General features: G+C 46.5%; 26 protein-coding genes and 1 riboswitch. Of the genes, 19 read left to right on the top strand and 7 right to left on the bottom strand.

Annotated features, from left to right (window positions below; all coding sequences use genetic code 11):
- The first annotated feature begins 37 nt into the window (after window positions 1–37).
- The 7 genes from AC1MBV_RS16655 to msrA all read left to right on the top strand — a co-directional run bounded on the left by AC1MBV_RS16655 (window position 38) and on the right by msrA (window position 6874).
- The gene (locus AC1MBV_RS16655) at window positions 38–1171 is read left to right on the top strand and encodes an AbrB family transcriptional regulator (RefSeq protein WP_255749020.1); all 1134 of its coding nucleotides are present in this window, start codon (window positions 38–40) and stop codon (window positions 1169–1171) included.
- Between the two features lie 248 nt (window positions 1172–1419).
- Window positions 1420–2457, top strand: a complete 1038-nt coding sequence (locus AC1MBV_RS16650) for an efflux RND transporter periplasmic adaptor subunit (RefSeq protein WP_480948833.1) — start codon at window positions 1420–1422, stop codon at window positions 2455–2457.
- Window positions 2454–3140, top strand: coding sequence for an ABC transporter ATP-binding protein (locus tag AC1MBV_RS16645; RefSeq protein WP_304654899.1), 687 nt, complete (start codon window positions 2454–2456; stop codon window positions 3138–3140). The genes AC1MBV_RS16650 and AC1MBV_RS16645 overlap by 4 nt, the downstream gene beginning before the upstream one ends.
- Window positions 3140–4303 carry an ABC transporter permease gene (locus tag AC1MBV_RS16640; protein WP_255749023.1) on the top strand — a complete coding sequence of 388 codons (1164 nt, stop codon included), beginning with the start codon at window positions 3140–3142 and terminating at the stop codon, window positions 4301–4303. The genes AC1MBV_RS16645 and AC1MBV_RS16640 overlap by 1 nt, the downstream gene beginning before the upstream one ends.
- Window positions 4304–4371: 68 nt before the next feature.
- Window positions 4372–5043, top strand: coding sequence for a response regulator transcription factor (locus tag AC1MBV_RS16635; protein WP_480948832.1), 672 nt, complete (start codon window positions 4372–4374; stop codon window positions 5041–5043).
- A gap of 210 nt (window positions 5044–5253) precedes the next feature.
- Entirely contained in the window at window positions 5254–6357 is a 1104-nt protein-coding gene (locus AC1MBV_RS16630) for a sensor histidine kinase (protein WP_480948831.1), read from the top strand.
- Complete coding sequence (gene msrA / locus AC1MBV_RS16625; protein ID WP_480948830.1) at window positions 6341–6874, top strand: peptide-methionine (S)-S-oxide reductase MsrA; 534 nt, start codon at window positions 6341–6343, stop codon at window positions 6872–6874. Before AC1MBV_RS16630 ends, msrA begins: the two co-directional genes overlap by 17 nt.
- Before the next feature lie 80 nt (window positions 6875–6954).
- Here msrA and AC1MBV_RS16620 read toward each other — a convergent pair whose 3' ends face one another.
- Genes AC1MBV_RS16620 through AC1MBV_RS16605 form a run of 4 tightly spaced genes read right to left on the bottom strand, consistent with a single transcriptional unit; the run spans window position 6955 to window position 11109 of the window.
- Window positions 6955–7731 (bottom strand): PHP domain-containing protein, encoded by a 777-nt coding sequence (locus AC1MBV_RS16620; RefSeq protein WP_480948829.1) that lies wholly within the window; start codon window positions 7729–7731, stop codon window positions 6955–6957.
- Window positions 7732–7743: 12 nt separating this feature from the next.
- Complete coding sequence (locus AC1MBV_RS16615) at window positions 7744–8568, bottom strand: energy-coupling factor transporter transmembrane component T family protein (RefSeq protein ID WP_480948828.1); 825 nt, start codon at window positions 8566–8568, stop codon at window positions 7744–7746.
- Window positions 8535–10256 carry an ABC transporter ATP-binding protein gene (locus AC1MBV_RS16610; RefSeq protein ID WP_480948827.1) on the bottom strand — a complete coding sequence of 574 codons (1722 nt, stop codon included), beginning with the start codon at window positions 10254–10256 and terminating at the stop codon, window positions 8535–8537. The genes AC1MBV_RS16615 and AC1MBV_RS16610 overlap by 34 nt, the downstream gene beginning before the upstream one ends.
- On the bottom strand, window positions 10249–11109 hold the full coding sequence (locus tag AC1MBV_RS16605; protein WP_480948826.1) for a DUF8171 family membrane protein: 861 nt from the start codon (window positions 11107–11109) through the stop codon (window positions 10249–10251). The genes AC1MBV_RS16610 and AC1MBV_RS16605 overlap by 8 nt, the downstream gene beginning before the upstream one ends.
- Window positions 11110–11291: 182 nt before the next feature.
- On the opposite strand from AC1MBV_RS16605, the gene AC1MBV_RS16600 reads away from it, so the two are divergent.
- The 7 genes from AC1MBV_RS16600 (at window position 11292) to AC1MBV_RS16570 (ending at window position 18312) form a co-directional block, all read left to right on the top strand.
- Complete coding sequence (locus tag AC1MBV_RS16600) at window positions 11292–12125, top strand: MurR/RpiR family transcriptional regulator (RefSeq protein WP_480948825.1); 834 nt, start codon at window positions 11292–11294, stop codon at window positions 12123–12125.
- The gene (locus tag AC1MBV_RS16595; RefSeq protein ID WP_480948824.1) at window positions 12109–12240 is read left to right on the top strand and encodes a hypothetical protein; all 132 of its coding nucleotides are present in this window, start codon (window positions 12109–12111) and stop codon (window positions 12238–12240) included. The genes AC1MBV_RS16600 and AC1MBV_RS16595 overlap by 17 nt, the downstream gene beginning before the upstream one ends.
- Before the next feature lie 35 nt (window positions 12241–12275).
- Window positions 12276–12392, top strand: a riboswitch (SAM riboswitch).
- A gap of 131 nt (window positions 12393–12523) precedes the next feature.
- Window positions 12524–13645, top strand: a complete 1122-nt coding sequence (locus AC1MBV_RS16590) for a PLP-dependent transferase (protein ID WP_480948823.1) — start codon at window positions 12524–12526, stop codon at window positions 13643–13645.
- Complete coding sequence (gene metC, locus AC1MBV_RS16585) at window positions 13638–14825, top strand: cystathionine beta-lyase (protein ID WP_480948822.1); 1188 nt, start codon at window positions 13638–13640, stop codon at window positions 14823–14825. The genes AC1MBV_RS16590 and metC overlap by 8 nt, the downstream gene beginning before the upstream one ends.
- Entirely contained in the window at window positions 14825–16687 is a 1863-nt protein-coding gene (locus tag AC1MBV_RS16580; protein ID WP_480948821.1) for a bifunctional homocysteine S-methyltransferase/methylenetetrahydrofolate reductase, read from the top strand. The genes metC and AC1MBV_RS16580 overlap by 1 nt, the downstream gene beginning before the upstream one ends.
- A gap of 201 nt (window positions 16688–16888) precedes the next feature.
- Window positions 16889–17188, top strand: a complete 300-nt coding sequence (locus tag AC1MBV_RS16575; protein WP_255749037.1) for a Dabb family protein — start codon at window positions 16889–16891, stop codon at window positions 17186–17188.
- 230 nt (window positions 17189–17418) lie between these two features.
- Complete coding sequence (locus tag AC1MBV_RS16570; protein ID WP_255749061.1) at window positions 17419–18312, top strand: DUF1002 domain-containing protein; 894 nt, start codon at window positions 17419–17421, stop codon at window positions 18310–18312.
- A 37-nt stretch (window positions 18313–18349) separates the two neighbouring features.
- On the opposite strand, the gene AC1MBV_RS16565 is transcribed toward AC1MBV_RS16570, so the two are convergent.
- Window positions 18350–18952 (bottom strand): DedA family protein, encoded by a 603-nt coding sequence (locus AC1MBV_RS16565; protein WP_255749038.1) that lies wholly within the window; start codon window positions 18950–18952, stop codon window positions 18350–18352.
- 288 nt (window positions 18953–19240) lie between these two features.
- Between AC1MBV_RS16565 and AC1MBV_RS16560 the strand changes: the two genes are divergently transcribed.
- The 3 genes from AC1MBV_RS16560 to AC1MBV_RS16550 all read left to right on the top strand — a co-directional run bounded on the left by AC1MBV_RS16560 (window position 19241) and on the right by AC1MBV_RS16550 (window position 21977).
- Entirely contained in the window at window positions 19241–19972 is a 732-nt protein-coding gene (locus AC1MBV_RS16560) for a DsbA family protein (protein ID WP_255749040.1), read from the top strand.
- A 410-nt stretch (window positions 19973–20382) separates the two neighbouring features.
- Window positions 20383–21354 carry a peptidoglycan-binding protein gene (locus tag AC1MBV_RS16555; RefSeq protein WP_304654900.1) on the top strand — a complete coding sequence of 324 codons (972 nt, stop codon included), beginning with the start codon at window positions 20383–20385 and terminating at the stop codon, window positions 21352–21354.
- A gap of 356 nt (window positions 21355–21710) precedes the next feature.
- Window positions 21711–21977 (top strand): late competence development ComFB family protein, encoded by a 267-nt coding sequence (locus tag AC1MBV_RS16550; protein ID WP_255749042.1) that lies wholly within the window; start codon window positions 21711–21713, stop codon window positions 21975–21977.
- A 181-nt stretch (window positions 21978–22158) separates the two neighbouring features.
- Here the strand turns inward: AC1MBV_RS16550 and AC1MBV_RS16545 are convergent, their stop codons facing one another.
- Entirely contained in the window at window positions 22159–22401 is a 243-nt protein-coding gene (locus AC1MBV_RS16545; protein ID WP_480948820.1) for an indolepyruvate ferredoxin oxidoreductase subunit alpha, read from the bottom strand.
- A 120-nt stretch (window positions 22402–22521) separates the two neighbouring features.
- Window positions 22522–23136, bottom strand: a complete 615-nt coding sequence (locus AC1MBV_RS16540) for a rhomboid family intramembrane serine protease (protein WP_255749045.1) — start codon at window positions 23134–23136, stop codon at window positions 22522–22524.
- A 286-nt stretch (window positions 23137–23422) separates the two neighbouring features.
- Here AC1MBV_RS16540 and acpS point away from each other — a divergent pair, with 286 nt between their 5' ends.
- Window positions 23423–23785 carry a holo-ACP synthase gene (gene acpS / locus AC1MBV_RS16535; RefSeq protein ID WP_480948819.1) on the top strand — a complete coding sequence of 121 codons (363 nt, stop codon included), beginning with the start codon at window positions 23423–23425 and terminating at the stop codon, window positions 23783–23785.
- 55 nt (window positions 23786–23840) lie between these two features.
- Window positions 23841–25355, top strand: coding sequence for an NAD(P)H-hydrate dehydratase (locus AC1MBV_RS16530; RefSeq protein WP_480948818.1), 1515 nt, complete (start codon window positions 23841–23843; stop codon window positions 25353–25355).
- Window positions 25356–25377 lie beyond the last annotated feature (22 nt).

The following is a 25377-nucleotide window of genomic DNA, read 5'->3' as shown; positions in this document are numbered from 1 at the left end:
ATATTGCTATACTAAGCTTTTAAAGAGGAGGAAGAAAATGAGGTCAAGCCTAGCATTAAGCGGAAGAAACCTAGTTTTTATCATGATTTGCAGCGCCGGAGGCTTGATGCTTACTTTGGCAGGACTTTCAATCGGATGGATGATTGGAACCTTGATCATGGCAGGCGCGCTTTCACTGTTGAATCCAAGGTGGATCAGGCGGCTTTGTACTGAAAAAGGGATGGAGAGTTATTGGTTGAAGGCCGGCCAGCTCCTGCTTGGTGTGCAGATCGGAATGCAAGTCAATGGATCAATCCTGGATGCATTGCGCCATGGATGGCTGCCGATTATCATCATGATCTTAACCTCCATTGCTTTATCTCTTGCAAGCGGATTTACTTTATTTCATTTCAGTAAGACGGATCTCAGTACAAGTCTCTATGGAACAACACCCGGAGGATTGTCTTCGATGGTGGGCATTGCGGCAGACAGCGGGGCGAACATGGCAGTTGTCAGCATTATCCAGACAATGAGGGTGATCCTAGTTGAAAGCACAGTGCCAGTCCTTGTATCCATTTGGAATGCACCGGTTCAAGCAAAGCCGGCGGCTGCTGAAGTTGTGAAAACGCTGAATCCGGCAACCGCTGCAGGACTCTTTCTGCTCATCATAATCGCTGTAATAAGTGCTTGGTTGGGGAAAAAAATAAAAATGCCCGCCCCTTGGCTGCTCGGAAGCATGATCGGTGCCGGTGCAGCGCAGATCGTGTTTGGCGTGGCAACAGCGAATACTTTGCCCGTGTGGCAGCCGCATCTTCTTGTGATCGTGGCTCAAATCACGATTGGTGCATGTGTCGGCGCACGGCTGAAGCGAAGTATGTTTTTGGACGTTGCTCGGATTGCTTTTGTGGGACTTATGGGCTCAATCGGACTGACGGCAGCCATGTTCCTCTGCGCTTTGCTCGTGTCGGGTCTAACCGGAATTGACCCGGTTACATCGATTCTGGCCTTTGCACCGGGCGGCATTGACGTAATGGCGGTAACATCGGAGGCACTCCATGCCAATTCTACTTTTGTGGTTGCAGTGCAGGTATTGAGAGTGCTTGCCATCTGTACACTTCTTCCGCCGTTTTTCAATTTGTTGAACCGTCACCGCGCACAAACAGAGCTATCGTCAAAAGCCTCGTCAGAATGAAGCTGCTTTGTCCATATGAGACACCATTACGGCTGCCGAAGCCAAAAGAATTGCTCAAGCCAGGTCTGCCTTCGGTTGCACCTATGGTGTAAGACTTCGAATCGAACTTGACTACATTACTTAACCTTGGATCGAATAAGTTCCTCAGGACATCATCAGCTGTTTACTAATCCTTAAGCAAATTTTAAGATTCCCCCCTTAAACTGAATCCATAACAAAACATCTGAAGTAGCGAAGGGGTTTGGATAATGAAGAAGATCTGGATTTTGATTCTTGTTGTAGTACTTGCAATTGGAGGGGGAGGGGCATTCTGGTATTTCACGCGGGACAAGTCTTCGGCTAATCAAACCATGATCCCGACAACCACAGTTCAGAAAGGCACGATCTCCACTGATGTCAACGGATCCGGATCATTAGAACCGACTGTTGATCAGGATGTGACGATTGACGCGGATGACGCCTCGAAAACGATTTACAGCGTTTCCGTCGCCAAAAACGACAAAGTGGAAAAAGGTGATAAACTGCTTACCTTTACAGACGGCACAACGGTTGTAGCCCCTAAATCAGGTACTGTAACAAGTTTTACGGTCTATGCAGGCGGTCGCGTAAATGCCGGACAGACGATCGCTCATTTAAAGAGCTATGATGATTTGAACACAGTGCTTTCTATTGACGAACTGGATATTCCGAAAATTAAAATCGGGCAATCCGTCTCCGTTGTCGTGGCCGCTTATCCGAAAAAAACGTTCAGCGGAAAAGTCACGTCAATTGCTAAAGAAGGCACTGATACAAACGGAACCTCTTCTTTTGATGTAACGGTGCATCTATCCAAATCAACCGGACTTAAACCAGGTATGACAACGACGGCGAATATCGTCCTTGAAAAGAAAACAAATGTTCTGTATCTGCCATCGGGTGCTGTACATCAAAGCAGTGACGGATATTATGTATATCTATCTTCCTCATCCTCAAATTCAACCAGCAGCGGGCAAGAGTCAGGACGCTTCAGAAATGTGGAGACAACAAGAGGCAAGCAGCAAACGGTGACTGTCGGTACTCATAATGATCAATATATCGAAATTAAATCCGGACTTCAGGAAGGACAAACCGTCCAATTAAATGCGATCACCAAATCATCCGGGACCTCTTCATCATCAAGCAGCCAAAATCAAATGTCTTCCCTGAATGGTGGCGGCTTTGGAGGCGGACAAGGCAGCTTCGGAGGCGGTACTGGAGGATATCGTGGTGGAAACGGTGGTGGAAACGGTGGTGGAACGCAAAAATGAGTGAAGTCATGATCTCGATGAGCAAGATTGAGAAGACCTATAAATTAGGCGACAATATCGTTCATGCTCTGGATCATATCGATCTTACTATTGAAGAAGGTGCCTTTGTTTCCATTGTCGGACCTTCCGGATCGGGTAAATCCACACTCATGAATATGATGGGCTGTCTCGACAAACCAGATGCAGGCGAATACACTCTGGGCGGCAGTCACATTGATCGCCTCAAGGATCGCGATTTAGCAGAAATCAGGAATCGAAAAATCGGCTTTATTTTTCAGAACTTCAATCTTCTTGGAAAATTGACTGCTGTTGAAAATGTGGAAATGCCTTTGCTCTATCGCGGCGTTAAGGCAAAAATTAGACGAACCCGCGCCTTGGAATGCTTGAAACTGGTCGGGCTTGAAGATCGCGCAACGCATCTTCCCAACCAGCTTTCAGGCGGTCAGCAGCAACGTGTGGCCATTGCACGCGCACTCGCCGGTGAACCGCAAATTTTACTTGCTGACGAACCGACGGGGGCTCTGGACAGCAAGACCAGTGAAGATATTATGAAGCTGTTGACCACTCTGAATAATAGCGGACGCACAATTGTGCTGATCACCCATGATTTGAATGTGGCAAGAAAAGCAAAACGAACAGTCAGCATCCGTGACGGCAGGCTTCAGGAAGGTGAGCATATCTGATGAATCTTTTTACTTCGATAAAAATGGCTGCTCGCAATATCCAGGGAAATAAAATGCGTTCTTTTTTGACCATGCTTGGTATTATTATCGGCGTTTCCTCGGTTATCGCTTTACTAGCCATAGGACAGGGTTCCAGCAAGTCGGTTGCCGACAGTGTCAATAGTCTTGGAACTAATCTTATTACGGTGAACATTACGAATACGGATACCCATTTTACAATGGATAATTTGAAAGAAGTCAAGCAGGCTACCGGCGTGAAATCGGTGGCACCGGTACTAAGCGGGAGAAGTACGCTGCGCAACGGCAGCACAACATCCCAGGTCAGTGTGACCGGGACAACCTCCAGCTATTTATCGATCCGACAGCTTACCGTCAAACAGGGACGATTTGTTTCCTCATTGGATAATAAATTCCGTCAGAAGGTTGTCGTTCTGGGCAGCGATCTGGCGACGACCCTTTTTGAAAATGAATCGCCGATTGATAAAAAAGTGTTGATTGACGGTGAAAGCTATCTAGTTGTCGGTGTCCTGAACAGCAAAGGCGGATCAATGGGATCGAGCAGTGATGACGCGGCTTTTCTCCCATTCTCGACTGCGCAGCGGCTGATCGGTACGACTTATATTACACAGTTTTATGCACAAGCTGAGAGTCAGGATTCTGTAAATTGGGCGATGGCGGGCATTTCTCGCGTGTTGAGCCAAACATACAGCGATTCAGATGATTACAGTGTTGTCAATCAGCAAGATGTTATGGAAGCGATGAGCTCGGTCTCAAGTACGATGACGATGCTGCTTGCCGGAATCGCAGGTATCTCACTGCTTGTCGGCGGCATCGGCATCATGAATATCATGCTCGTATCGGTTACGGAACGCACACGGGAGATCGGCATACGCAAAGCGATCGGAGCGAAAAGAAAAGATATTATGCTTCAGTTCCTGATTGAAGCAGCCGTCCTCAGTATGCTCGGCGGACTTTGCGGTGTCGGCATCGGCGTTCTGGCTGCGAAGATTTATGCGCTGGCTGTAGGAGGAACCATTGTCTATTCACTGCCGATTATGGCAGCCGCATTCCTGTTCTCGGCAGTTGTCGGCATTGTGTTTGGCGTATTTCCGGCATATAAAGCGTCAAAGCTTAATCCGATTGAGGCCCTTCGTATGGAGTGAGCCATTTTCAATAAAGGTTTGTTATGTTGTACAATAAGTGCAGGAATGAGAAATGTGAGGTGTTGACGATGCGACTGCTGGTTGTTGAGGATAATCACTATCTGCTTCAAGAAATTGTCCGCCTGCTTGAGGAGGAGTATACGGTCGACTCGGCAGAGGACGGCGACGATGCACTGTATCTAGCGGAGCAGAATATATATGACGCGATTGTTCTTGATGTGATGCTTCCTGGGATGAATGGTTTTGAGGTCACTGAGCGGATTCGAAAAAAAGGAGTAGCGACGCCGATTATTTTTCTTACGGCGCGCGATGCCGTCGATGACCGTGTGAAGGGGCTGAACTTGGGCGGCGATGATTATATGATTAAGCCATTTCAGAACCAGGAACTAAAGGCACGAGTGGCTGCAGTCTTGCGTCGCAGTTCGCCGATGGCACTTGACCATATCCTTCACTATAAGGGCATTGAGATTGACAACAAACGCAAACAAATTAAAGTCGATGGAGAAATTCTTTCGTTTACGACAAAACAATATGATTTACTTGAATATCTGGTGCAGAATGAAGACCAAATACTCACCCGGGAGCAGATTTTTGACCGGATTTGGGGCTTTGATTCGGATACAACGGTAGGTATTGTCGAGGTCTATATCCATCAACTACGAAAAAAATTGAAGAAATACGGCTATGACTCCGATATCCAAACTGTCCGCGGTATCGGTTATATGATGACGGATAAGTGATTGCCTATGACACTTTTTCGCAGGACGCTTATCAAATTAACGATTTTGAATTCAATACTGCTGATTTTGCTACTCAGTATCTTAAGTGGGACCATTTATTTCTATGAACAGGGCGTGACCTTTCGAGACAGTAATAAGGTCTTGAGGGATGCGGCTTCGGGGAAAGTGCCTTTTCGCAGCGGCCCCCTACAGGATCAACGCCAGGGGGGGATGGACAAACGGTTGCGAAATCCGAGGCTGACCTGGGTCCTCACAAGCAGCAATGGACAGATTCAATCCAGTTTGGATGCTTTAATAGGTACTACCGAAGCGAAACAATTTTTTAAACCATTCTTAAATACTCCTTCGGGAAGTATTGTTGAAAAGAAGGCACACGGAAATTATTATCACTTGTTGGTCAAAACCGGGAAAGTCGATGGTCAATCACTTAAGATTATCTTCAGCGTTGACGTGACACCGGAGAAAAATTTGTTAAACACGCTAAGTATGATCATTGTTTATGGGCTTATTGGCGGAGCAATTGTCTCTGTTGTTGTCGGCTATTTCCTTGCGAGGTACGCGCTTCGACCGGTTGAAAAGGCATGGGATCGGCAAAATCGCTTTGTAGCCGATGCGTCACATGAGTTGCGTACACCGCTTTCGATTATCCAACTGAAAATCGAAGGTCTGCTTCGGCAGCCGCGGCAAAAGGTTCAGGAGGTCGGCGAGGATATTGCGGTCATGCTTGACGAGACGCGCAGGCTGTCCAAACTTGTCGGAAATCTGCTGACCTTGGCGCGTTCGGACGCGAATAGGCTTGAAGTAAGTTTGGCTCCGCTTGACTTGAGCGCGGTACTGAGAAAGGTAACCGAACCCTTCTCGGAAATGGCAGAGTTCGAAGAGAAATTCTTCATACTTGACGGGGCGGACGATCCCATTTACATTAATGGTGATGAACAACGTGTGCATCAGCTGCTTGTCATCCTTTTGGATAACGCGATGAAATTTACGCCAAAGGGTGGAAAGATTACAGTTGCATGCGCGCGGGAGAACAAGTCTGCCCGGCTGACCGTATCCGACAGCGGATGCGGCATATCGGAACAGGATGCCAAACATATTTTCGACCGTTTCTATCAAGTGGACAGCGCACGTACCGGCCAAAAAGGCACCGGTCTTGGCCTATCGATTGCCGAATGGATCGTGGCAAAGCATCGCGGGAAAATTGATGTGGAAAGCGAGCTCGGTAAAGGGACAACATTCAATGTGCGGCTTCCTTTAGTGAAAAATGAGCCGGAGCAGCAAGAGGGAGAAAAAGAAGATGACAGCAAATCTTGAGATGGCGACCTTCGCTGGGGGATGCTTTTGGTGCATGGTGAAGCCATTTGACACTTTACCAGGGATTGAAAAAGTCATTTCCGGTTATTCAGGCGGTACGATTGAAAATCCCACCTATGAGCAAGTGAAAACCGGAACGACCGGCCATATGGAAGCCATTCAGATTCTCTTCAACCCTGAATTGTTTCCATACGATAAACTTCTCGAATTGTACTGGACTCAGGTCGATCCGACCGATGACGGCGGACAGTTCTTTGACCGCGGCGACAACTATCGGACCGCAATTTTTTACCATAATGAGGCGCAAAAAAAGGCGGCAGAGCAGTCCAAAGCGGATTTAGCCTCGAGCGGACGCTTTATCAAACCGATCGTGACTCGAATTCTGCCTGCGGCACCGTTTTACCCAGCGGAAGAGGAGCACCAAAAGTTTTACCAAAAGCATCCCGACCGTTACAAGGCTGAACGTGTGGAATCCGGACGTGATGCGTTTATTCATGAAACATGGGAAAAGAATTGACTGCGGACAATTATATAAAATGAAAGAAACCTTCCATGTCTTATGACAGGAAGGTTTTTTTACTGCGATTGCATTTAATTTTAAATAATGTGAAGCGCATTTTCTTTCTCAAGCAGTCGTTTCACCAATTTTTTAATTAAAGTGGCTGATTTGACACGCAGAGACAGGTCATCCGATATATGAATCGCATAGGCGCCACTATCTATCGCTGCTTTAAGCTGATCAATCGTCGTGCAGTCATCGCGCAATGTGTTGATCACCGTTCCGTATTGCATGAATTGGTGTGTGTCGCTGCCCCCGGTTACGGGCAGGCCAAGTGAACGCGCGAACGGATAAACTTTATTTTGGTTCGCTTCGATGCCCAGAGTATACAGATCTTTTCCGTTCGGATCCAGAGCATCGAGCCGCTTGAGCTGCTGCGATGCATGCTGAGTCAGAGGGGTCGCCGGGCGAAACGGATGCCCACCGATTTTCAGTACGTTATACTGCTCAGCTAAATCCATCAGCTCACTGAATGGCAGGAAATTGTCCTTGCTTAAATGATGCTTCAGCGTTTGAAACATGGAACGAAGGTTTTCGCGGCGGCTGATTAAGAGGATATGGCCGACTTCGCGAACATCCACTTCCATCCCCGGGAAAATCTTCAGACCGTCTGCGTCGTAATAATCGTCAATGTAATCGTAGTTTTCGTCCAGATAGTTGTAGACCGTCTCAAGGCTGGATGTATTGAAGTGCTCGGTAAGTGCGATGGCATCAAGACCAGCAAGCTTTGCCTCATGAATCATTTCTTTAAAATAGTCCGGGGAAAAATCGGACTTCTTTGCAACCTTAACATGGGTATGAAAATCAATATTCACGTACTCAGCCTCCTAAAATTGAACATAATGGCTTGAAATAAAAATTGAGATTAAATACAGAACAGAAATCAGCAAAAAGAAATAATCATTTTTGCCGATCTTTAAATTTGCCAGTTTCAGCTTTTTCACTGCAGGATTCTTAAACGCGTATTGCCCGCCCTTGGTCTCCAGCGCTTCAACGGTCGTCCGCGCACGTTTGGCCATGCTGAGCAGCAGCGGATAAAAGGATTTGACCGCCAGTTTGATGAAATAGATCACCGTTCGAAAGTAGAAAAGTCCGTGTTTTTCGGGACTTTTTCCGCGCAGGCGATAAGACATGAAAATGTGATTGTATTCTTCAAACAAGGTCGGAAGCATTCGGTAGCCGTAGGAGATACTGAACGATACCTGACCCGGTACGCCGATGCGAAGCAGGCCCTCACCCAATCGCTCAGGACTCATCGAACAGAATGCGGTAATACTGGCGAGTGAAATGACTGATAGTTTCATGGTCAACGTGAGGAGTGGGACAATAATCCCCAAGTTGCCTCCGAAAAAAAACGATGCAATAAGCAGGTAGCCGCTTTCGCCAAGTAATCCCAGGATCAGAATGAAAATAATCAAACGGCTGACCTTGGTCATAATCGTTGTGCCAATCACAAAGACCAGCATGCCGGCGAGTATCATTTTGCTATAGATGAACCACGGAGCGATCCCAAAAAAGGTGTACCACAGGAACAAGGTCCGCGGATCCAGCTTTGCGATCAGCGTTCGATCATTGCCATAGGCTGTATTCAGCAACTCAATCTTAATCTGTTCGAAGCTTAATTTATCTGCGAAGCTTTTTGCAGCGGCCATTCTTCTGGCACCTCCTTAAATCGATTGATAAAGGAATCAACCGAATAGTCAACCGGATCGACGTTCAATGCGAGACTGAGCGTAACGATTTGCGGGGGGACAAGTCCGGCTTTATCCATCAGCGCCGGGTTTGAAAAGAGTTCCTCTTTGCCGCCGTCAAAAATGATCTGCCCGTGATGGAGCACAATAACGCGCGTCGCCCATTCGCTGACAAGCTGCATGTCATGGGTGGCGATCATGACAAGATCGATCTGCTCCTTTAATTTCAAGATGAATTGTGTCAGGTGCTTTCGCGTTGCCATATCAAGACTGGCAGTCGGTTCATCAAGCAGAATGACCGACGGATTCATGGCGGCACCGATTGCAAGTGATGCCCGGCGCTGTTGTCCGCCACTCATCAGACGGCTGTCTTTGTCCTGCAGGTCGACTAAATCGAACTGCTCCAAAATCTCATCAATTTTGTTTTCATAGTCCTTGATTTTTCTCGCCTTTGGGAAAAAGGCAACGTCTTTTTTTACTGAATCGTCAATGAACATCTGCTCAGGATTCTGATAGATGTAGGCGACGTGATCCGCCATTTTTTCCGGTGTGCATGAAGCGACGGATTGCGAGCGGACGGTGAGCGTGCCGCTTTCCGGCTTTTTGACGCCTGTGATCAGCCGAAGCAGGGTTGACTTGCCTGCGCCGTTGTTGCCGACAATGGCGACCTGTTCGCCTTTGAATAGTGAAAGATTAATATTCTTTAAAACCTGCGCCTGTTTCTTATTCATCGATTTATAAGAAAAGCCGACCTGATCAAATCGGATGACCGGCTCTTCCTGAGCCTGTACGGGCTCAGGCTTTGGGACAGATGGCGTGCTTCGCGGAATCATTTCTTTGAAAAAAGCAACCGCTTCGTTTAAGGTGATCGGCACGTGATCGGCACCGAGCCGGCTGGCAGCCTGGGCTGCCTGAGGCGGGTAAATGTTCAATTCTGTTAATAGATCGACTTCAGACAGCGCTTGACGCATCGGCCGTTTCCAAATGACTGATCCCTTATTCAGCAGAAGAACCGTATCGCAGTATTCAGCGATAAATTCGGTATGGTGTTCAATCGATATGATTGTTTTTCCATACTGTTTATTCAACTTTTTCAAAACCTCATAGATCTCTTTGGCATGATAAGGGTCCAGTTGCGCCGTTGGCTCATCGATGACAATGATGTCTGGATTCATTGCCAGACAGCCGGCGAGTGCGAGCAAATGCTTTTGTCCGCCGCTCAGTTGCCAAACAAATTCATCCGCCAAATGGGCGAGCCCGACGAGTTCCAGTGCCCGGCGACCACGCTGCAAGTAATCCTCCATGCCGAAATTAAGCGGAGCGAACGAGGCATCTTCCAAAACACGCGCCTGAACAAGCTGATTTTCAAAGTCCTGGAATACATAGCCGACATGGCAGGATAGATCGGCGACGCTGCTGTTGAGTATATTCAATCCGTTTACAGTTACGGAGCCCTCAAAATCTCCGGTGTAAAAATGGGGAATCAACCCGTTAAAGAGCTTGCACAGGGTTGATTTTCCACTTCCGTTGCTGCCGATTACCGCAAGAAACGCGCCTTTTTCAACGGATAAGTTCATTTTTTTTAAAACCGGATGTTCGGCGCCTGGGTATTGAAAGGTCACGTTCTCCACATGAATGAGTTCATTCATTGGCCATACTGCGCTTCGCTTTGTTTTTTCCTGTAACAAGTACAATGATGGTGATCAGGGCAACGACAGCGGCTGCGGCCAGACTGATCCAAATTGCCGTGTCTCCAAATTCTGCTTCCCATTCAAAGATATCAATCCCGGCTTCAGACAGGAACTCGCATCCCATCGCGACAGCCGAAAGCAGGACACCGATGATGATGAAACGTGGTTTAAGGATGCCGCTGATCGGATATTTGGTCTTGTTATCGCGCGGCTTCATGCCGAGCAGCGGTTCGATTTTTCCATACAAACGCGGAACGAGGTAGAGCGTTGGCAGGAGGGCAAATAGGATCCCCGAGAACAGCACGTCATTCAGGAATGAGAAGCCCTCGATTGCAACTACACTTTGAGGAAGACCGGAAACGGCTTCAAAGTCATCGACGCCGATCCAGACCTTGGTAATATCTGAAATCATATTGAGAAATTGGTGAATAATCACACCGGTCATTGCGGCAATGCCGACTTGAACCCGGCTCTTGGGATTGTTAACGATGATTCCGGCAACATACATCGCCAAGGTGAAGATGACCAGTTTCTCTATTTCTCCGAAACCGCTGAACTGACCGAGCATCACTTCGCCGAAAATAACTTCACCGACAGATGCGCCGATTGCGGCATAGAAAGGATGGAACAGGATGCACAGCGTCAAAGGAATAAATGCGAAGTACTCAATTGAGAAATTAACAGGTCCGATATTTACTTCCGGTACAAGTTCGGTAATCATGTTGGATAATCCGTATAAAGACATCGACAAGATAAAAACCATCATTTTCTGGGGCTGGGTCAGCGTGTAGCGTTCTTTGATTTGCGTCATTGGTGTCCCTCCTGAATTTTAACTTCTCTTGTAGTATAGAAAATCACTGTTAATGAACCGTGGGAATCATGTGAATCTAGTGTAAATAAATTATTATTTTATATAATAATGTAATTTTATTTTCATAGAACTGCGAAATCAGCGACGCTAATGCTATGATGAAAGCAAAAAAAGGTGATCTCATGAGTCGCAGTCCCATTAATATCAGCCTGCTTTCGCCGACACATCTGAAAATTGCCCAATGGCTGCAGCACAATGAATCAGCAGTTATGCTGTTGACTGAAAAAGAAATCGCTAAAGAATCAGGAGTGAGCATTGCCTCTGTTTCCCGTTTTTGGATGATGATTGGGTTTAAAAATTTGAAAGATTACAAGCGGAAATTAAGAGAAGATCTTGAAATTACGCCGGCAAAAAAAATGATGAACACCATTGACGATCTTGAACACACCAAATTGCAGATTCATCATTTGAATAAGAGTGTCCAGCTCCTGCAGGTGACGTTGAATCATTTCAACAAGGCTTATTTCGAGCGTGCGGTTGCTTTGATTCAGGAAGCGAAGAAGCTCTACATTTATGCTCCGGGACCATCGATCGGCCTTGCGGAATTGCTGAATTACCGGTTGGCTCGGTTTGGCGTAACGGTTGTTATCCTGCGCAAATGGGGGAGCGAGCTGCTCGAAGATTTGGTCCATATTGACAAAAACTGCGTCGTGTTGATTTTTGCTTTTTCACGAATATTGAAGGAAGGCGACGTGCTCCTGGATTACGGGGCGTCGGCAGGCTATCGGACGATTGTCATCACCGATCAACCGGTGCTTCGGACGCACCACGCCTTCGACGCTCTTTTATTTGCGAGCCGCGGAGAAAAGGATGAATTCCATTCCATGATTGCAGCGACTTACCTGGTTGAGAATCTGATCTTGTCGCTCAGTGAGAAACAGCAAGACAAAAATATGCAGAGATTGGATCAATTGAGCGCTTTGAGAAAAAAGTATAAGGATGATCTGCCGAGATAAAAGTGACTGGACGCTGCAGCGTTTTCGTTCAATCAGCTGGGAAATGAAAGCTCAGGTCAGGATTGAACAGCTGCTTTTCGGTGCGAATAAGGCCTTGAAAAATTGGGCGCACTAGTGTACACTAATCAACAACTGAATGAGACATTTTGATTCTTATCAAGAGAAGCCGAGGGACTGGCCCGATGACGCTTCAGCAACCGTCGCTGATTTACGAATGGCGACAAGGTGCTAATTCCAGCAGGCTGCGTGCGGCCTGAGGGATAAGAAGATACCGGCAAACCAAGCCTTCTTCTTATTGCGAAGAAGGCTTTTTATTTTACCTATTTTTGAATTGTATAAGCGACTCACGATCTATCTGGTGAACTTAAATGTATTTGTTTTGAAGGGAGAATGGCGACATGGCATCGTATAAGACAGAAACAAAATTAACACAAATCGGGAATGGTTTTGATGAATTGGGTGCAGTCAACGCGCCAATTTATCTATCTACCGCTTATAAACATGAAGGAATCGGCATCTCAAAAGGCTATGACTATACGCGCACGGGCAATCCGACACGATCTATTTTGGAGAAGGCAATTGCCGATATAGAAGGCGGTCAGGAGGGCTTTGCCTGCAGCTCAGGAATGAGCGCGATTCAGCTCGCTTTTTCATTATTCAGCTCCGGGGATCATATTATTGCTTCAAGAGATCTCTATGGCGGTACCTTCCGCTTTTTTGAGATTCTGAGTAAGCAGTACCATCTCTCATTCTCTTATTGGGACGGCGAAAATCTGGGTGAATTAGCTGATCTTGTCTGTCCGGAGACAAAAGCAATTTTCATTGAAACACCGACCAATCCGTTGATGCACGAGGTTGATCTATCGGCAATCGCAAAGATTACGAAAAAAAATGAATTGCTGCTTATCGTTGACAATACATTTTACACACCGATTCTGCAACGCCCGATTGAACAGGGAGCCGACATTGTCGTGCACAGTGCAACAAAATATTTGGCCGGACATAATGATGTGCTTGCAGGTCTTGTGATCTCAAATCGAACAAAAGTTACTGAGAAACTGCGACTCTATCATAATTCATGTGGCGTGGTTCTTGATCCGTTTGATTCGTGGCTTCTGATACGTGGCTTGAAAACGCTCGCCCTGCGTATGCGCCAGCATCAGGAGAACGCACGCAAGATTGTTGCCTATCTCGAGAAGCAGCCGCTTGTGACCAAGGTGCTTTATCCAGGCAAAGGCGGAATGGTCAGCTTTGAATTAACCGCGCCGGATTATGTCGAACCTTTTCTCAAATCGCTGCACTTGATCACCTTTGCCGAAAGTCTCGGTGGTGTTGAAAGTCTGATTACCTATCCGGCAACGCAGACTCATGCAGATATTCCCGAAGCTCTGCGTCTTGAATACGGCCTGTCTAATTCATTGCTTCGTCTTTCGACCGGTATTGAGCACCCGGACGATTTGATTAGCGATTTGAATCAAGCATTTCAGACGTTAAAAGAAGAGGTGACCGCACATGAGTGAATCGATTCATTTTTCTACCAAACTAATAAAAGAAACGGTTGCTGTCGATCCACAAACAGGGGCGGCAAATGTGCCTGTTTATTTATCATCAACCTTTCATCAAAAGGACTTTGATCATTATGGTAAGTATGACTATACACGGTCCGGAAATCCAACGCGTGAAGCACTTGAAGATGCGATTGCTGCCTTGGAAGGCGGCGTTCGCGGGTTTGCATTCGCGTCTGGAATGGCTGCGATTTCTACGGCATTTTTACTCCTTTCTGCGGGTGATCACGCCATTGTTCCGAAGAATGTGTATGGAGGTACCTTTCGGATTCTGACCCAGGTCCTCGGTCGTTTCGGAATTGATCATACGTTTGTCGACACAACAAACCTTGATGAGGTAGAGCAGGCAATCCGTCCAAATACAAAGGTGATCTACGTGGAAACACCGTCCAATCCGACGCTGGCCGTGACGGATATTCGAGCTGTTGTCAAACTAGCTAAAGCGCATCGATGTTTGACCTTCGTTGATAACACCTTCATGACTCCTGTATTCCAGCGACCGCTCGAACTTGGGGCGGATCTTGTCCTGCACAGTGCGACGAAGTTTATTTCCGGACACAGCGATGTCGTTGCCGGTCTTGCCGTTGCGCGCACGGAAGAGCTTGCAGATAAAGTCTATTTTCTCCAAAATGCGCTTGGTGCCGTTCTTGGTGTTCAGGATTCCTGGCTGCTCCTCAGGGGTCTGAAAACCCTTGACGTCCGTATTCGCAAATCAGCGGATTCGGCGCAGCGTGTCGCCGAATTTTTCACGACGCAATCGGAAGTCCGCAACGTATTTTATCCAGGTCTGTCTGATCACCCCGGATCCAAACTCCACGCTGAGCAGGCAGCTTCAGGCGGCGCGGTTCTGTCGTTTGAGTTGGAAGACGAGGCAGCCGCGCGCACCTTTGTCAATCATGTAAAGCTGCCCGTATTCGCAGTCAGTCTCGGTGCGGTGGAATCGATTCTCTCGTATCCGCCGAAAATGTCGCATGCAGAGTTGAATGAGGAAGAGCGTGAAAAGGCAGGCATCGGAAGCGGACTTTTGCGCTTATCAGTAGGCCTTGAGGATGCTGAAGATCTTATTCGCGATTTCAGTAATGCACTTGATTTTGTGCGAAATCATGAGAAGGTGACCGTAAGGAGCGTAGATTAATGAAGCAATCGATTCGTGATGAATTAAAAAAACGAATATTGATCGGTGACGGCGCGATGGGCACGCTGCTTTACTCGTATGGAATTGACCGATGTTTTGAGGAACTCAATGTCTCTCAGGCTGAAGAAGTGAAGCATGTTCATGAAGCGTATATTAATGCAGGCGCCGATGTGATCCAGACGAATACCTATGGAGCAAATCAAATCAAGCTCGATCGATATGGACTGAAGCATGAGGTCACTGTTTTTAATCGCGCGGCGGTGAAGCTGGCTAAGGAAGCGGCAAAACCGGAAACCTATGTACTTGGCACAATCGGCGGTATTCGCGGGTTCCAAAAGCAATCACTGGCTATTGAAGACATTCGCGCAGGATTCAGTGAACAAGCATATGCATTGCTTGATGAAGGTGTCGACGGACTATTACTTGAGACTTATTACGACTTTGATGAACTTCGGGAAATGCTGAAGATTGCACGCAAGATGACCGATCAGCCGATCATTACGCATGTGTCGATGCAGGAGCCGGGCGTATTGTTAAATGGAATGGCACTTTCAGAAGCGTTAAGGGAACTGGAAGCACTCGGCGCAGACGTTGTAGGCACGAACTGCAGGCTTGGTCCATTCCATATGATTGAAGCGCTGCGCGGCATTCCGCTGCCGAAAAAAGCATTTCTTTCTGCATATCCGAACAGCAGTCTTCCTGATTACCGCGAAGGCAAGCTGCATTATGAAAATGAGCCTGAGTATTTCAGAAAATATGCGGCCGATTTTCGTAATGAAGGCGTTCGGCTGCTCGGCGGCTGCTGCGGCACGACACCGGTGCAGATCCAAGCCTTCAAACAAGGCATTGCAGAGCTTGAACCCCTAGAGTCGAAAAGGGTTGCAGAACGGCCTGAAGTTATTAAAGTGAGCGGCCATGATGCGGTTCCCGATTCGCCGCTTTATAAAAAGGTCATGAGCGGACGATCCATATTTGTTGAATTTGATACCCCGCGTCACCTGAATACCGATCACTTTTTTAAAGGAGTCAAAGCACTTGAGGAGGCGGGAGCAGACGCGATTACAATGGCCGACAACTCGCTTGCCTCGCCGCGAATCAGCAATGCTGCAGTCGGCAAGCTGATTAAAGAACGGTTCAGTGTTTCTCCGCTTGTACACCTTACCTGCCGAGATCGGAATCTGATCGGGTTGCAGTCGCATTTGCTCGGCTTGCACGTGCTCGGTTTGCATGATCTTTTGGTGGTCACCGGTGATCCGACGAAAATCGGAGACTTCCCCGGTGCAACCTCGGTATACGATGTGTCGTCAATGGAACTGATTAAGCTGGTCAAACAGTTCAATCGCGGTATTTCATACTCTGGAAAAAGTCTGAAGCAACCGACTCATTTCCGGGTGGCGGCAGCCTTCAATCCAAATGTGCGTAATTTGGATCGCGCCGTACAGCGTTTGGAACGCAAAGTAGAATGCGGTGCCGATTACTTTATCTCGCAGCCTGTTTTCGATAAGGAGCGAATCATCGAAATCAGTGAAGCAACGCGAAATCTCGCTGCACCGATCTATATTGGCATTATGCCGCTGACCTCAAGTCGCAATGCTGAATTTCTTCATAATGAAGTGCCGGGAATCCGACTGCCCGACGATGTTCGTGCTCGAATGGCTGCTGCTCAAGGAAAAGAAGAGGCACGCCGCGTAAGTCTGAACATTTGCCGTGAATTGATTGATACTGCGATGGAACATTTCAGAGGCATTTATTTGATCACGCCGATGACCCATTACTCAATGACCGTTGAATTGGTTCGATATATTAAGGAAAAAGAACAGAAACGCGCAGTACAAGGCAAAGGCGCAAGTGCAATTCTTTAAGATTCAATACTGAAATTCTTAAACAAATGATGAGAAGAAGACATGATCTGAGCAATCACCATGTTTTCTTTTTTGTTTGCCTGAAAAAAAGAAAAAATCATTCATCTGTGTGAAGATCTTTAAAATAAGCATGTACAGATGAAAAAATGCTATCATAGGAACAGACGAGTGTTAGAGAACATGTTGAAGAGAGGGTTATTGATGATTGAACATATTGTGCTTTTCAAATTCAGTGACGAAACAACCGAAGCGCAAAAAGAAGAAGGCGCACGCAGACTGCGCGAATTAAAGGATAAACTGCCGGGTATTCTTGATATCCAATCCGGACAGAATTACTCGACACGCGGCAAAGGCTATTCAATGGCGCTGACCACGCGTTTTCGTTCCAAGAAAGACCATGAGTTCTATACACCGTCACCTGAGCATCAGGCTTGTGTTTCATACCTGAAAGAAGTCGGACTTGTGGATTCTCTTGCGATTGATTTCGAAATTGCGGAATAAGTGAACTTTTGTTTCGAATGTGAGCCTGAAAGGAGTAGACAAGACTTGTTTCGGGCTCGATTTTTGCGGTTCATGAGGCAGATTTGTCGGTTGATCCGGCAGTAGTTAAGCAGGCACATTTTCTAATATGACGTTCAAATAGAATGGATTGCAGCGAATAGAATTAGGATAGATCTTTTGGGAGCGGGCCAACTTCGTTCTCGCATCCCGGAAAGGAATTCATGATGAATATGAAAAAAATGAGTATGATTGTTTTTGCGGCGATACTCGCAATTTCAGTTTTTATGCCGGCGAAGGCATCTGCAGATGCTGTGACCGGTGACGTCGTGGTGACCCTAGGTGCAAATTTAACGGCGGCACAGAAACAGTCGATTTTGAATGAGATGGGCGTGGATCCTGATTCTGCTCAGATCATTACGGTCAATAACAGTGAAGAACATAAATATCTTGATAACTATTTATCTTCGGCACAAATCGGCACACGTGCACTCAGCTCGTCGAAGATTACGATTGGGAAATCAGGCTCGGGTTTGACCGCGAGCACGCATAATATTACTTATGTATCTAAAGATATGTACATCAATGCACTCGCGACAGCCGGCGTGAAGGATGCCGATGTTTATGTGACGGCGCCGTTTCCTGTGTCAGGAACTGCTGCACTGACCGGTCTGATCAAGGCATATGAAGCCAAGACCGGTGAAGTGATTCCTGAAGCGAAAAAACAGGTTGCTAATGAGGAAGTCGTTACAACGGCCGAACTTGCAAATCAAGACGGAGTCGGCAAACAAAAGGCTGCAGATCTCGTCACAGCCATAAAGGATAACCTTGCTAAGAACAAACCGCAATCAAGAGCAGATGTCGAACAAGCGGTACGCGACTCGGCTAACCAAGTAAATGTGAAGCTGAGCGACGCGGATATCCAGAAGCTTGTGGATCTTTTCGATAAAATGCGCACCTTGCATATTGACTGGGGTCAGGTTGGAAGTCAGATGCAGCAGCTCAAGGATAAAGTCAATCAGCTTGCGAATTCCGGCGAGACCAAAGGATTTTTAGCAAAGGTGTTTCAAGCGATTGGCGACTTTTTCTCCTCCATTTTTAATGCGATCGCATCGTTGTTTCAATGATTAATCGTGCAAAATAAGCGGCCTTTACATCGGCCGCTTATTTTTTCTTTTTAAATTGTATGATCGTAATAATGATAAATCCGACGAATAGAACAACGCCGACTAAAATAAAATGGAACAAGCCTAAACCAAGAAAGTGGTGAATCTGATTGCCCATAAAGTAGCCGAGCATGAGAAAAAGAGATGACCAAATTAGAGCTCCGAGCACGGATGCGGGAAGGTACGACGCAAAACGCGCACGACTGAGTCCGGCTAAATAAGGATTAATCTGGCGGATGCCGGGAATAAAATAACCGGCAATAATAGCGAGAACAGTGTGACGCTGGAACCGATCCTGAGCAACTTTCCACCGTTTCGGAGTCAGACCGATATATTTCCCGTACCTCATCATAAACGGTTCGCCAATGTAATAACCGATGAGGTAGGCACTGACCATTCCCGAGGAGGCACCCAGAACCGCCATGAGAATGCAGAGTGTGAGGCTGAGCTGGTAATCAGTAGCGGAAATCTGAGAAAGGGTTACGCCGACAAAGAGCAGGAATGATTCTTCTGCAGCGGGAATGCCGATCAATCCGCAAAACAGAAAAAGAAAAACAAAAAAATATCCGTATGTATAAAATAATGTCTGAATGTGTTCCATAATGTGTCCCCGCTTAATGATCTGAAGTCACTGATGACACGTTTCATCAACAGCATGGTCAACACCTGCAATTATTATAGCAACTTTTAACAATCTCAATGGTTTCAAATTAGAGGATTGGGAAATAAATGAAACTGATTACTAGCTGAATGGACAGGCGACCTGTTATCATAAAGTATCGAAGACGTTTCCCATTGAATGTCGGCAGACAGCCAATAACAGGAAACAAATTAAAGATACATAATCATCCGCAGACATCCGGCGAATAGAACTATGAGAGGTGAGACAATGTCAGACACTAAGCGTCCCTCAAAAGGGACCAATGATCCAAAGAAAGGTCGAATTGTCATTTTCAGTTCGATCGTTGTCATTGTTTTGATTGCGGCAATTGCAGTCATGATCTTCAGTAATCTGAGTCACAAAGAGGCGAAACCGAAAAAACAGCCGACGCACCGCACGGAACAGACGACGCGCATTGACTATCAAGGTCAGCCCTTTATCGGCAGCAGTAATGCCCCTGTGAAAGTGACGGTATTTTCGGACTATCGTTGTCCTTACTGTAAGCAATTTGAGGAAACGGTGGTTCCTAAGCTTGAAAAAGAGTATATAAAAACTGGAAAAATCAGCTTGTACTTTATCAATTATACGGTACTTGGTTCCGGATCCGTTTTGGCCGCAAATGCTTCTGAGGAAGTGTATCATCAAAATCCGAAAGCGTTCTGGGCATTCCATAAAGCGGTTTTTGATGCGCAAAAGAGTGAGAAGGAACAATGGGTAACAAAGAAACTGCTCACCGACATTGCCAAGAAGACGGTTCCATCCATAGATTTAAAGGCATTCCAAAATGCCTTGGATACTAAATCACGCCAAGATGATGTGGACAAAGATGAAGCGATTGCCGAATCACTAGGTGTCCCGGGGACCCCGGCCATTTTTGTCGGCGACAAGATGCTTGAAGACGGACTGAATTATGATCTTTTGAAGCAGTCAATAGACAGCGCGCTGGAAAGCAGTAAATAACCATACAGAGCCCTGAGAGACGATCACGCGTTTCTCAGGGTTTTTAATTTTCTTACTGAAAAGTCGATGGAAGATATGCAGGCAGACATTAAAATTGTAACGAACCTAGGGAAATCATAACGTATTTCGACTCACCTGCTGAATAACGGCCTCACCTGCTAGATAATCGATTCACCTGTTTAACTTTTCCCGTTCTATGATGAGCAGTTTGTATTCACTATGCACTCCCACAATGATTAGTTCTCGTGGTCAGATGGTTCCTATCTTTTGATGCTTCATCCCGGCAAAACGTCGTACTTTGAACAAGCTGAGACGTGCAAATGGCCAGTCCTGTCATCTAAATGTAAAGTATGTTCCTCAGGCCCAGTTCATAGTAGTAAAGAAGAGGTCAAAGATGGGGGGAGACATCAATGTATTATAGCGGGACTGCACTTGCAAAAAGCGTTGCCGTGGCGACAACCTTTACATCCACATTCATTATCCTGCCGCCTTTTGCAGCTGCACACCTGAACAATGACACCGTTCTCACGAAAGGGATGCACAGTGATGAAGTGAAGACCATACAGTCGATCTTAAAAGCGACAGGTGAATATCCTCTGACTAAAACGAACGGGTATTTTGGATCTAATACGGAAAAAGCAGTGGAGCAATTCCAAAAAAATAATGATCTCAATGTCGATGGCGTGGTTGGGACTCAGACGAAAGCAGCACTTATTGAGTATATTAATAAGAATATGGATCTATTATCGAGAGGCTCGAAAGGTAATGAAGTCGCCTATCTTCAACAGATGCTGAAAGCTGTCGGATTCAATGATCTGCCTGTTGACGGCTATTTTGGCGAGAAGACAGAAAATGCTGTGCGCACACTGCAAAAGGTGAAGGAAATTAATATTGATGGTATTGTTGGACCGGAAACCTGGGGAAGCATTGAGAAGCTGCTTCGCAACCCGCAGCCGTTGCCAAAACCGGTTAAAGCAGCACCTGTGAAAACGGAAAACGTGCAACAGCCTGAGAAAATCCAAAGCAAATCGGCACAGGCACCTAAGGCGAAGCAGACACGCGTGATCCGAAAGTCGGAGACGGTTGCTGCGGTTAAGGAGTTCTATGCGAACAGTACCGCTTATACGGCACGCTGTAACGGCTGCTCCGGAACGACAGCGACAGGAATCAATTTGCTGCAAAATCCGAACGCCAAGGTGATCGCTGTCGATCCGTCCGTTATTCCGCTTGGAACAAAGCTCTATGTGGAAGGCTACGGATACGCCGTTGCCGGAGATACCGGGGGAGCAATTAAAGGCAGAAAAATTGATGTATTCTTCAATGATAATTCATCGGCTCTCCAATGGGGGCGCCGCACGGTTAAAGTTAAAATTCTTGAATAATGATCGGATACAATTGAAAGAAGGCGTTGCCGTTACTGGTAACGTCTTTTTTCAGGTTCGTACAAACCTATTGAGTGAATTTTTGCGCCGAAGAGGAAATCCAAGCCGCCTACTGCCCCTTTTAAAATGTATCCTAAGAGCCATATATCCAGTCTGGTATCTTTTTAGGTTTCTGCGTGTCCCTGGATAGCTGATCCGCTAATTAAAGGGTTGATATCATCAAAGAAAAAAATACTGGAATATAATACCAAATTATCTTGAGCGAGCTTTAGTTGTGTGCTACGATTCGGTGGTAGAGCAATATGTCTTTTTTACGTGCAAACATATGATTTTGTTTGATGAAAGAAGGATTAACCATGAATGCAGTACATAATGTCATGGAAGCGGCAGTAGAGGATCTTTTGGATCAACAGTGGGAGAATTTATCAATTTCATGCCACTGCGAGACATGTAAACTTGATGTATACGCATTGAGCCTGAATCGGCTCAAGCCTCATTATGTCAGAGATCAGTCAGGAAGAATGTATGCGAAAGCAAGTTTGATGACCACTCAGGCACGGGCAACAATTTTAACGGCAATCACGGAAAGTGCCAAAGTAGTGTCCGCTTATCCGCATCATTAACGGTCGCATCCGCAAATCATTGTCATAGGATTGGGCTTCTTAAACGCTATGTCTTGAACTCATAGTTATGGATTGGCTCGATCCCCATGTGCTTATCCCAACTAAATAAATAGTTCGTTGAATGATAAAAAGCAAAACCCCCGCTGCGTATGAAGAGCAGCGGGGGTTTCGTATCTGAGGATCAAGATCTCGATTTGAAGAAATCGCGATTGATCTGAATGTATTTCTGTTCCTTTTCCGGTACTTCATCTTCCGGGAAAATTGCTTCGACTGGGCAAACCGCTTCGCAAGCGCCGCAGTCAATGCAGACATCGGGATCGATATACATTTGTAACTGGTCTTCTACGATACAATCTACAGGACATGTTTCGATACACTCACCTGCTTTTTCATTTTCGCAGGCTGACGTAATGACGAATGCCATGAAGAGGAGCTCCTTTCAAAATGGAAATCTTTAACCATAATAACTAACACTATTATGAACAATTTTTGAACAAAAAACAATCGTTTTCATAGATGATGCAGTATAAAATGATAGGATTCTTTACTCGGTTCTATTAAAAAAGAACAGTGGAGCGAGTATCAATCCTGACAGAAAACCGATCAAATGCCCCATCACATCAATATCTGCACCGATGAATGAACTGATCAAGCTGATGAGAACGATGACGAAGACGACCGTCTGATCCTGTCTTGAAATGCTCTCTCTCTTGAAAATAACAAGAAAAATGTAGATGCCCAAAAGTCCGAACAGCGCACCGCTTGCCCCATAATGGCTGAAGCCCACGGGTTCAAGGAACAGCGCGGCGATATTCGCAATGATCCCTGTCGCCAAAAAGGCGGTTGCGTATCGCCATTTTCCCAACATCACTTCGAGCGCGGGTCCAAAAATAAAAAGAGAGAACGCGTTGAATAAGATGTGTGAAAAATGAATATGAAGGAAAATGGGTGTTACAAGCTGCCACCACGCACCTTGATTCAAAATCGCATCATTGGATCCAGCGGAAAACACAAACATACGCAGTGCAAATTCCGGTGCAACATGCCATGTTCCGGTGATTAAAAACAGAAGATAAATGAAAAGATCGACAGCCAGAATGATCGTGGTGATTGGGTAAAGCTTTATAAAGAGCTTGAATGGTTCGTTTCTGATAAACAAAGCAGTATAAAACCCCCTTGAGGAATGATCTTGTACTAAGTATAGGGTAAAATAGAAATCAGTGGTAGCGAAAAAGTGGTTCGCCGAATAGGCGGATCATGACGAACAGGTATCGTTCATCCATTTTAACCGCCATTGAGAGCTTTTACACATAGACAATCGAGAAATAAATACTTGTCAACTCAATTGATCGAGCGATGTGCATGTAACCTTTTTCATCTATTTTTTAATAGAGGTTCATTAACCGAAATTTACAGATACTGCAAAAATAAGGCGGGAGCATTCCATGATTAAAGGGATCGGCATTGATTTGATCGAACTGGATCGAGTAGCCAAACAGATTCATCAGGACGCGTTTATCAATCGTGTCCTGACTGAGAAGGAACGCAAACAATTCGACATGCTCAGCGACAAGCGCAAACTGGAATTTCTGGCGGGTCGCTTTTCTGCAAAAGAGGCATATGCGAAAGCATGCGGTACAGGAATCGGAAAATCCGTTTCCTTTCAGGACCTGACCATCATCAACGACTCCCTTGGCAGACCGCTGCTTGAGGATCGAACCGCTTCCGGCGACACCGTCCACGTATCAATTACACATACAGATCACACCGCCGCAGCTTTTGTTATTATTGAAAGCTTGTCATGCTAGTCTGCATATTAAAGAACCTTGTCTCATATAGTTTATTACGCTAGGAGGGACTATTGTGCACGTTGTTTCGCGAGAAGAAATGCAGAACATTGATCAGTACACCATAACACATATCGGGCTGGGAGGACCGGTGCTTATGGAGAATGCGGGTCGCGCCGTATATGCGGCGATCGAGCCGGAACTGACACCAGGAAAACAAGTCATGGTCATTATTGGAAAAGGAAATAATGGGGGCGATGGATTTGTCGTAGCTCGTCTGCTTATGGACAGTGAAGTATGCGTCAGCACATGGCTCGTAGCAGATCCGCAGAAAATTACAGGAGACGCTGCGTACCACATGAACGCTTATTTAACTTGCGGGGGAACAATCTTTCAAGTAAAAGATGATCCCAAACGCTTTGCAAGACAGTTGGAACGTTCGGAACTGATTGTTGATGCTTTGCTGGGGACAGGCGTTCATGGAGCACCGTATCCTGAATATGGTGAGGTGATCAAGCAAATCAACCATTCAAGTGCAGAGGTTGTTTCAATTGATCTGCCAAGCGGCGTCCCTGCTAACGGTGAGTCATTTACACACCCAGCCGTCGCCGCCGACCGGACCCTAACCTTGGAATGTCCCAAGCTGGCTCAGTTTGTCTTGCCTGCCGCCAGATCCTTTGGAGCCGTTCAGGTACTTCCGATTGGTATCCCGAGTATCGCATATCGTGAATCGGGCATTCGCCGTGACCTGCGGATGCGATCGGACGTTGTTCGAACACTTCCGTGGCGTGATCCTTTTTCACATAAAGGGTCGCATGGCAAAGGGCTGCTGATTGCAGGCAGCACCGATATGTCGGGCGCAGCCTTTTTCTCAGCCAAGTCGGCACTTCGTTCCGGTATCGGATTGCTGAAAGTTAGTGTTCCGAATGCGATTAAACCTCTAATTGCCGGGCGTCTGCCGGAGACAATGTTTATGCCAAGAGATGGGATCAGCCTTGATGGCGTGACCGGAGTCGCGATTGGGCCGGGACTTGGAAGGGATTCTCATGAGGAGGCTCTTGTTTGCCGCGTTGTTGAAGAAAGCAGCGCGATGCCCTGCGTCATCGATGCGGATGGGCTCATTCATTTGAAGCACCATCTGGATCTGCTCACTCGGCGCAGCGTTCCTGCTGTGCTGTCGCCGCATCCGGGTGAAATGGCGGCTCTGACAGGCAATACCGTTAAGGAAATCGAAAGCGACCGATTTAATTGTTCCAAGGCTTTTGCGGAAAAGTATCATGTTTATCTGGTACTCAAAGGCAAGTATACGATCATTACAGCTCCGGACGGACGGCAGGTCGTTAACCCGACCGGAAATGCCGCCATGGCTAAGGGCGGTTCAGGCGACATTCTGACCGGCATCCTGCTTGCTTTTCTGCTGCAGCACGAACAAATGATGGATGCGATATGTAACGCAGTCTATGTGCACGGCGCGACTGCAGACTATCTGGTTGAGCACGGTCATTCTCTGCTCGACGTACTGGCTACTGATGTTATTGAAGCGATTCCTCCTGTTCTGCATCACTTTTACAGCGAAACAGCGCACCTTTAAGCAGTTCCTCCTTTGTCACCGA

Source organism: Sporolactobacillus sp. PKPK-6 (assembly GCF_056678885.1).
The sequence above is the reverse complement of the archived record's forward strand: the minus strand, read 5'-3'. Positions and strand labels throughout refer to the sequence as shown.